At 68.7% G+C, this 7712-nt stretch carries 9 protein-coding genes; 7 read left to right on the plus strand and 2 right to left on the minus strand.

What is annotated here, in order from left to right; all coding sequences use genetic code 11:
- From QZ609_RS22130 to QZ609_RS22140, 3 genes are all read left to right on the plus strand, one after another.
- Nucleotides 1-1095: TonB-dependent siderophore receptor (locus QZ609_RS22130; protein WP_295499557.1), on the plus strand; the 1095-nt coding region annotated here is incomplete at its 5' end.
- Nucleotides 1095-1847 carry a tetratricopeptide repeat protein gene (locus QZ609_RS22135; RefSeq protein WP_295499559.1) on the plus strand — a complete coding sequence of 251 codons (753 nt, stop codon included), beginning with the start codon at nt 1095-1097 and terminating at the stop codon, nt 1845-1847. The genes QZ609_RS22130 and QZ609_RS22135, both read left to right, overlap by 1 nt.
- A complete protein-coding gene (locus QZ609_RS22140) occupies nt 1838-2521 on the plus strand; it encodes a Fe2+-dependent dioxygenase (RefSeq protein ID WP_295499561.1) in 684 nt (227 codons plus the stop codon). Before QZ609_RS22135 ends, QZ609_RS22140 begins: the two co-directional genes overlap by 10 nt.
- A 10-nt stretch (nt 2522-2531) precedes the next feature.
- On the opposite strand, the gene QZ609_RS22145 is transcribed toward QZ609_RS22140, so the two are convergent.
- Nucleotides 2532-3458: an alpha/beta hydrolase gene (locus QZ609_RS22145; protein WP_295499563.1), complete on the minus strand. Its 927-nt coding sequence runs from the start codon at nt 3456-3458 to the stop codon at nt 2532-2534.
- Nucleotides 3459-3607: 149 nt separating this feature from the next.
- Here QZ609_RS22145 and QZ609_RS22150 point away from each other — a divergent pair, with 149 nt between their 5' ends.
- The 4 genes from QZ609_RS22150 (at nt 3608) to QZ609_RS22165 (ending at nt 7459) form a co-directional block, all read left to right on the plus strand.
- Entirely contained in the window at nt 3608-4591 is a 984-nt protein-coding gene (locus QZ609_RS22150; protein ID WP_295499564.1) for a nitronate monooxygenase family protein, read from the plus strand.
- Nucleotides 4592-4802: 211 nt separating this feature from the next.
- On the plus strand, nt 4803-6233 hold the full coding sequence (locus QZ609_RS22155; protein WP_295499566.1) for a DUF1254 domain-containing protein: 1431 nt from the start codon (nt 4803-4805) through the stop codon (nt 6231-6233).
- Nucleotides 6234-6335: 102 nt separating this feature from the next.
- Nucleotides 6336-6923 (plus strand): XRE family transcriptional regulator, encoded by a 588-nt coding sequence (locus tag QZ609_RS22160; protein ID WP_295499568.1) that lies wholly within the window; start codon nt 6336-6338, stop codon nt 6921-6923.
- Complete coding sequence (locus tag QZ609_RS22165; protein ID WP_295499570.1) at nt 6920-7459, plus strand: GNAT family N-acetyltransferase; 540 nt, start codon at nt 6920-6922, stop codon at nt 7457-7459. Before QZ609_RS22160 ends, QZ609_RS22165 begins: the two co-directional genes overlap by 4 nt.
- Here the strand turns inward: QZ609_RS22165 and QZ609_RS22170 are convergent.
- Nucleotides 7456-7712: PhzF family phenazine biosynthesis protein (locus QZ609_RS22170; RefSeq protein WP_295499572.1), on the minus strand; the 257-nt coding region annotated here is incomplete at its 5' end. The two genes, QZ609_RS22165 and QZ609_RS22170, sit on opposite strands and share 4 nt — an antisense overlap.

The following is a 7712-nucleotide window of genomic DNA, read 5'->3' on the forward strand; positions in this document are numbered from 1 at the left end:
GGCCTGGAGTTCTCGCGCGAGCGCAGCAGCAACGACACCTACAACGTCGCCGCCGGCAGCAACCGCTGCCCGAACGGCACCGGCGCGGCGGGCGGCTACAACTGCACGAGCCTGTTCAGCCCGAACCCGAACGACCCGTTGGCCGGCAGCATCGCGCGCGCCAACAACCCGGCCGAGACGACGGTGCGCACGCAGTCGGCCTACGTGTTCGACACCATCGAGCTGTCGCCGCGCTGGCAGATCAACGGCGGCCTGCGCTACGACCGCTACTCGGCGTCGGCCACCACCTCGGCAGACGCCAAGGGCGTGCGCACCTCGTTCTCGCGTGACGACAACCTGCTGAACTACCAGTTCGGCCTGGTCTTCAAGCCCGCGCAGAACGGCAGCATCTACGTGGCGTACGGCACGTCGTCCACGCCGTCGGGTTCGATGGCGGGCCAGGGGCAGGACCCGAACGGGCTCACGCCGGACCGCTCCGGCAACAACGGCAACGTGCTCGCGCCGGAGAAGAACCGCGCCTACGAACTCGGCACCAAGTGGAACGTGCTCGACAACAAGCTGGCGCTCACCGCCGCCATCTTCCGCATCGAGACCACCAACGCGCGCATCATCCTGCCCGGCGGCTTTGCCGCCATGGCCGGCGACAAGCGCGTCGACGGCTTCGAGCTCGGCTGGTCGGGCGCCCTCACCAACCAGTGGCAGGTGTTCGGCGGATACACGTATTTGAAGAGCGAGCTGCGCAACAACGGCGGCGCGGGTGCGGCGTTCGGCATGACCAACGGCCAGGAATTCCCCAACACGCCCAAGAACAGCTTCAGCCTGTGGACGACCTACCAGCCCACGCCGAAGTGGACGCTGGGCGGCGGCGCGTACTACGTGTCGAAGGTGTGGGGCAGCCAGGCCACCAACAAGTGGGTGCCGGCGTACTGGCGCTTCGATGCGATGGCCGCCTACCGCATCGACAAGCACACCAGCCTGCAACTGAACGTGCAAAACCTGTTCAATAAGACCTACTTCAACCAGGCCTACACGTCGCACTATGCGTCGATCGCGCCGGGGCGCGCGGCGATCCTGACGCTGGGCATCCGGTACTGATGTCCATGCACGCTGCAACTGCCGCGCCTGATGCGGCGGTGGTCGACGCGATCCATGCCGTGCTGACCGGCCCGGCCGACCGCGCGGCGCGCTGGTTGGCCGGCGCCGCCCAGCGCGGGCATACCGAAGCGCAAGCCATCCTCGGCCAGTGGCTGCTGGATGGCCGGGGCGTCGAGCGAGACCCGATCGAAGCCCTCTTCTGGTTCAAGACCGCCGCGCTGTCCGGTCACGCCATGGCCGCCAACATGCTCGGCCGCTGCTACGAGCACGGCTGGGGCGCGCCGGCCTGCGACAAGACCGCCACGCACTGGTACGCCCGCGCAGCGGAAGCCGGGCTCGACTGGGGCCAGTACAACTACGCCACCAGCCTGCAGCTCGGACGCGGTGTGCCGCAGGACCGCGCCCAGGCCTTCGCGCTATTCCAAACCGCCGCTGCGCAGGGGCACGCCAAGTCGGTCAACGTACTCGGCGGCTTCTACGAGGATGGCTGGGAAGTGGACGCCGACCCGGCGATGGCCTTGCGCTGCTACCTGCGCGCGGCCGAGGGCGGCGACTTCCGTGGCCAGTTCAACGCGGCGCGCCTGCTTGCGCTCGCTGGCCGCGCCGACGACGCCCGCACGTGGATGCAGGCCGTACCCCGCACCGCCACCCCCGCCTTCCTCGCAAAGGCCCACGACTTTCTCGCTGGCCATCCCGATGCGCGCCTGCGCACGCTGGCCGGCCTGCTCGAAACCGATCTCCCATGCTGCTGAAGATTCCCGCCGTCCTGACCCGCGACCAGGTCGCGCACTGCCGCACCGTCATCGACGCCGCCGAGTGGGTGGACGGCAAGGTCACTGCCGGCGCCCAGTCAGGGCAGGTGAAGCACAACATGCAGTTGCCGGAAGGCTCGCCCGCCGCGCGCGAGGTCGGGACCTTCATCCAGGATGCCTTGGCCGCCAACACGCTGTTCTTCTCCGCCGCGCTGCCGCTCAAGGTGTTCCCGCCGCTGTTCAACCGCTACGCCGGCGGCCAGACCTTCGGCAACCACGTCGACAACGCCGTGCGGCATCTGCGCGGCACCGACTTCCGCATCCGCAGCGACCTGTCGTGCACGCTGTTCCTGACCGCGCCCGAAGATTACGACGGCGGCGAACTCGTCATCGACGACACCTTCGGCGAACACCGAGTCAAGCTCGCGGCCGGCGACATGGTGCTGTACCCGAGTAGCAGCCTGCACCGCGTCACGCCCATCACGCGCGGCGCGCGGGTGTGTTCGTTCTTCTGGCTGCAGAGCATGGTGCGCAGCGATGCGCATCGCACGCTGCTGTTCCAGATGGATTTGGAACTGCAGCGGCTAATGGGGTTGCTGGGGCAGGAAGACCCCTCCGTCATTGCGCTGACGGGGACGTATCACAACCTGTTGCGGGAGTGGGCGGAGGCTTGAGTCTCCCGCCTCAAGCAAAAAACGCCCGCATCTCCGCAAGCAAAGCAGCAGGCGCCTCCTCCGGCACGTAATGCCCACACGGCACCGTGCCACCGCTCACGTCCCCCGCCACGGCCTGCCACAGCGCCAGTGGCTGGAAGCACCGCTGGATCACGCCATGCTCGCCCCACAGCACACGCAGCGGCGCCGTGATGCGCCGGCCTGCTGTGCGATCCGTGCGATCGTGCTCCAGGTCGATGGTGGCCGCCGCGCGGTAGTCCTCGCACATTGCATGCACGCAGGCCGGCTCGCGCATGGCGGCGGCGTAGGCGGCCATCGCCTCGGGCGCGAACGGCTCCAACCCCGCGTGCCGCAACCCCATCAGCTTGCCGATGTAGAAATCCGGCGTGGCATTGATGAGCGTCTCGGGAAACGGCGACGGCTGGATCAGGAAGAACCAGTGCCAATACGCCGAGGCGAAGGCCATGTCGGTCTGCTCGTACATCGCCAGCGTGGGGGCGATGTCGAGCAGCATGGCGCGCTCGACGCGCTCGGGGTGGTCGACGCACAGGCGGTGCGCCACGCGCGCGCCGCGATCGTGCGCGCACAACTGGAAGCGCTCGAAGCCCAGCGCGCGCATCACGTCCACCTGGTCCTGCGCCATCGCGCGCTTGCTGTATTCCACGTGCGAGGCGCTGCCGGCCGGCTTGGACGACGCGCCATAGCCGCGCAGGTCCGTGGCGACGACGGTGTAGTCGCGCACCAGCTCGCGCGCCACCTTGTGCCAGATCACGTGGCTTTGCGGATGCCCATGCAGCAACAGCAGCGGCGGGCCGCTGCCGCCGATCACGCCGGCGATCTCGACCCCATTGACCGCCTGGCGGAAGGGCCGGAAGCCGGGGAACAGCGCGCGATCCGCCGCAGCGGTGGCAGCGTCGATGGACAGCGGTGCAGTCATGCGGGTCTCCTGTCGGGCATGGTGAAATGCGAAGCGGGCCTCGCATGCTAGCGCGAAAGCCGCACGCGCACCCGACGCCGCAGTTGACGCTGGAGGTGGCGGGCGCTGCCTATAATCGAACGACGAGTCCGCCCACACCAGGAGACGCCATGCCCGCCGCCAAGCATCTGCCGCCCGTGCTGCAACACCTGACGCTGCCGGTGATCGGCTCGCCGATGTTCATCGTCAGCTATCCGGAACTGGTGCTGGCGCAGTGCAAGGCCGGCATCGTCGGGGCGTTTCCGGCGCTCAATGCGCGCCCGGCCGAGGTGCTGGACGACTGGCTTACGCAGATCAACGCAGACCTCGCCGCCCACCGCGCGGCCCACCCGCACGACGTGGTCGGGCCGCTGGCGGTCAACCAGATCGTGCACCACTCCAACGCGCGGCTGGAGCAGGACGTGGCCACCTGCGTGAAGCACAAGGTGCCGATCTTCATCACCTCGCTGCGCGCGCCGGTCAAGGAGATCCTCGATGCCGTGCACAGCTACGGCGGCATCGTGCTGCACGACGTGATCAACCTGCGCCACGCCGAGAAGGCGCTCGAAGCCGGGGTCGACGGCCTGATCCTGGTGGCCGCCGGGGCGGGCGGGCATGCCGGCACGCTGTCGCCGTTCGCGCTGGTGGGCGAGGTGCGGCGCATCTTCGACGGGCCGATCGCGCTGTCGGGCGCCATCGCCACCGGCGACGCCATCCTCGCCGCGCAGGCCATGGGGGCGGACCTCGCCTACATCGGCACGCGCTTCATCGCTTGCCAGGAAGCGCACGCTGCCGCTACATACAAGGAGGCCATCCTGCGCGCGGCGGCGTCCGACATCGTCTACACCAACCTCTTCACCGGCGTGCACGGCAACTACATCCGCGAGAGCATCGAACTGGCCGGGCTGGACCCCGAGGCGCTGCCCGAGGCGGACAAGACCAAGATGAACTTCGGCGACGGCAGTGCCAAGGCGAAGGCCTGGAAAGACATCTGGGGCGCCGGCCAGGGTGTCGGCCAGATTGCCGACCTGCCGCCCGCGGGCGAGATCGTCGCGCGCATGAAGGCCGAGTACGACGCGGCCAAGCTGCGGCTCGCGCTACACCTGCGTTTGTAACGCACCGCGCCGGCGCAAATCGGCGCAGGTATCCCCCACCGCACAACGCTTGATTTGTGCAGGGGGCGCTCCTACAGTCAAAGGTCTCACAACGATAGCGTGGCGCTTGAGGATGGGCGACCGCGCAACCGTATGCGCACGCATCCTTTGGGGGGATGTTCGACAGGCGTCTGGCTCCCTGTTGGCGCGCACCAACAAGAAGGAGAACACGATGACGCACGGCCATGCGCCCGCGCGCCCGCTCACAAGGCTGGCCGCCCTGGCGCTGAGCATTGCCGCCCTCACCCTGACGGGCTGCGCCACTCAACCTGATGATCCGCCGCCAGTTGTCGCGCAACGCAACCCGCAAGCGCTCGACATGGCGGTCAAGTCTGCCTATGTGTATGCCTTTCCGTTGATGATGACGGATGCGCTGCTGCAGACCTCGGCAGCGCAAACCCCCACCGGCCGCTTCCTGCACCAGCGCGCGCTGGACGACGAGGCGCTGCCCGCCGGCGTGCGCGCACGGGTGGATGTGCTGGCCAGCAGCGCCTTTGTCGATCTGCACAGCGGCCCGATCGTGCTGAGCCTGCCCGATGTCGGCCGTCGCCATCTCTGGGTGGCCTTGCATGACGCCTGGCACGATATCTTCGAATCGCTCGGCAACCGCACCACCGGCGCGCGCGCCGCGCACTACGCCATCACGCCGCCGGGTTGGCAGGGCACGCTGCCGGCCGGCGTCAAGGCGATTCCCGCCCCCACCATGCTGGTGTGGATCGTCGCGCGCACGCAGGTGGCCGGCATGCCCGACGAGTCCGCCGCGCGCCGCGTGCAGGACCGCTACCGCCTCACACCGCTGGAAGACTTCGGCAAACCCGCCGCACGCGACCCCGAGGCCGAGCCCGAGAAGGCCGAAGCCGGCAGCGCTAGCCTGGACGCCGCACGCGAGCGCGTGACGGCGCTCGCGGCGAGTGCCTACTTCACACGCTTCGCCGCGCTGCTCAAGGACAACCCGCCGCACCCGGCCGATTCCACCATGGTGGAGACGTTGCGCACACTTGGCATCATGCCCGGTGCGCCATTCGATGCCGCCGCGCTGGGCTCCGCCAATGCGCAGGTGGTGGAGGCCGCCGTGGCCACCGCGCGCAACAGCCTGTCGATTGCGGTCAAGCAGCCGACGATCGCGCAGAGCGGCTGGTTCATCCCGCGCAGGATCGGCGCGTATGGCCTGGACTACGCGCAGCGCGCCATCGTGGCATGGGCCGGCGGCGGCACCGATCTGCCGCAGGACATGCTGATCGCCACCGCCACGCAAGACGTCAACGGCATGCCGTTCGACAGCACGCATCGTTACGTGCTGCATTTCGATGCGGGCCAGTTGCCGCCGGAGAATGCGGGCTGGGCCGTCGCCGCCGTGCAGCAACCACGCCGCATGGCCTCGCACCCGGACCTGCGCAACATGCTGAGTGAAGCCGACCACCCGCGCCTGAACCGCGACGGCTCGCTCGACATCCTGATCCAGCGCGCGCCGCCCAAGGGCATGCGCAACAACTGGCTGCCGCCGCCGATCGGGCCGTTCCTGCTGCGCATGCAGCTGACGTGGCCCAAGGAGGCCGCGCTGGACGGCTCCTGGCTGCCGCCGATGGTACGGCGGATGGACTAACTAGCGCAGCACGCGAGAACGCGCCATTGCGCGCATCACCGCGTGACGGCCCCCCTCCACGTTCTAGTTTACTGGATTTGTTTTTCCATTAAACTAGACATCATGGATATCAATCAACGTATCGCGCGCCGGGTGCGCGAACTCCGCGACACGCAAGGCTGGTCGCTCGACGCGCTGGCCGAACGCAGCCAGGTCAGCCGCTCGACCATCTCCCTGATCGAGCGCGGCCAGAGCAGCCCCACGGCTACCGTGCTCGACAAGCTCAGCTCTGCGCTGGGCGTCACGCTCGCCTCGTTGTTTGAAGACAGCGCGCCGGCAGCCGAACCCTCGCCGATGGCGCGTGCGGCCGACCAGCCGGTGTGGACCGACCCGGCCTCCAGGTACATCCGCCGCAACCTGTCGCCCGCCGTGCGTTCGCCCATCCAACTGGTGGAGGTCGAGTTTCCGCCGCGACAGCGCGTGGCCTACGACACCGGCGCGCGCGATGCCGAGATCCACCAGCAGGTCTGGGTGATCGAGGGTGCGATGGAGATGACGGTCGGCGACACGCAGTGGCGGCTGGAGACGGGCGACTGCCTGGCGATGCAGCTGGACCGCCCGATCGTCTACCGCAACCCGTCCAACCGGCGCGCGCGCTATCTGGTGGCGCTGTCCATCCTGCCGTTTCCGACTGTGCGGAGGCCTGAATGAGCGACGGCATCAACATCCGGTGCATCGGCCCCAACGAAGCCGCCGCCTGCGCAGAAGCCTTGGCCGACGTGCTAGTCGATTGTGTGGAAGGTGGCGCCTCGGTCAGCTTCATGTGGCCGTTGCCGCGCGACAAGGCGCTCGCATTCTGGCGCGGTGTGGCCGAAGGCGTGGCGCGTGACGAGCGCGCGCTGCTGATTGCCGAGGATGCGGCCGGCGCCATCCTCGGCACCGTGCAGTTGATCCTGGCGCAACCCGAGAACCAGCCGCACCGCGCCGATGTGGCCAAGATGCTGGTCCACCGCCGCGCTCGCCGCCAGGGCATCGCGCAGCGCTTGATGGCGGCCGTGGACGAGGTGGCGCGCGCCGAAGGCAAGACCGTGCTGGTGCTCGACACCGTCACCGGCGGCGACGCGGAGCGGCTGTACGCGCGCGCCGGCTGGCAGCGCGTGGGCGTCGTGCCGAATTACGCGCTGATGCCGGACGGCGCGTTTTGCGGCACGACGTTCTTCACCAAGCAGGTGGAACCGGCGGCTTAGAGATTCAGCGTGCCGCGCCCGATCTCGATCACGCGGCCGCCGACGTGGATGGTGCCATCGGCATCGACCTGCAGCGAGAGATGGCACGGCCGCCCCACCGCCGCGCCCTGCTCGATGCGAAAGGTTGCTGGCAACGCATGCCCGGTTGCGCGCAGCCAGCCACCCAGGTTGGCGCACGCCGAACCGGTGCCCGGATCTTCGTTCAGGCCGCTGCCGTATTCGAAGAAGAAGCGCGCCACGACCGGGTCTGCAC

The sequence above is a fragment of the uncultured Ralstonia sp. genome, from assembly GCA_913056305.1.
GTDB lineage: Bacteria > Pseudomonadota > Gammaproteobacteria > Burkholderiales > Burkholderiaceae > Ralstonia.

Coding starts and splice junctions, on each gene's coding strand:
- QZ609_RS22135 (WP_295499559.1), top strand. CDS start 1,095: ATGTCCATGCACGCTGCAACTGCCGCGCCTGATGCGGCGGTGGTCGAC.
- QZ609_RS22140 (WP_295499561.1), top strand. CDS start 1,838: ATGCTGCTGAAGATTCCCGCCGTCCTGACCCGCGACCAGGTCGCGCAC.
- QZ609_RS22145 (WP_295499563.1), bottom strand. CDS start 3,458: ATGACTGCACCGCTGTCCATCGACGCTGCCACCGCTGCGGCGGATCGC.
- QZ609_RS22150 (WP_295499564.1), top strand. CDS start 3,608: ATGCCCGCCGCCAAGCATCTGCCGCCCGTGCTGCAACACCTGACGCTG.
- QZ609_RS22155 (WP_295499566.1), top strand. CDS start 4,803: ATGACGCACGGCCATGCGCCCGCGCGCCCGCTCACAAGGCTGGCCGCC.
- QZ609_RS22160 (WP_295499568.1), top strand. CDS start 6,336: ATGGATATCAATCAACGTATCGCGCGCCGGGTGCGCGAACTCCGCGAC.
- QZ609_RS22165 (WP_295499570.1), top strand. CDS start 6,920: ATGAGCGACGGCATCAACATCCGGTGCATCGGCCCCAACGAAGCCGCC.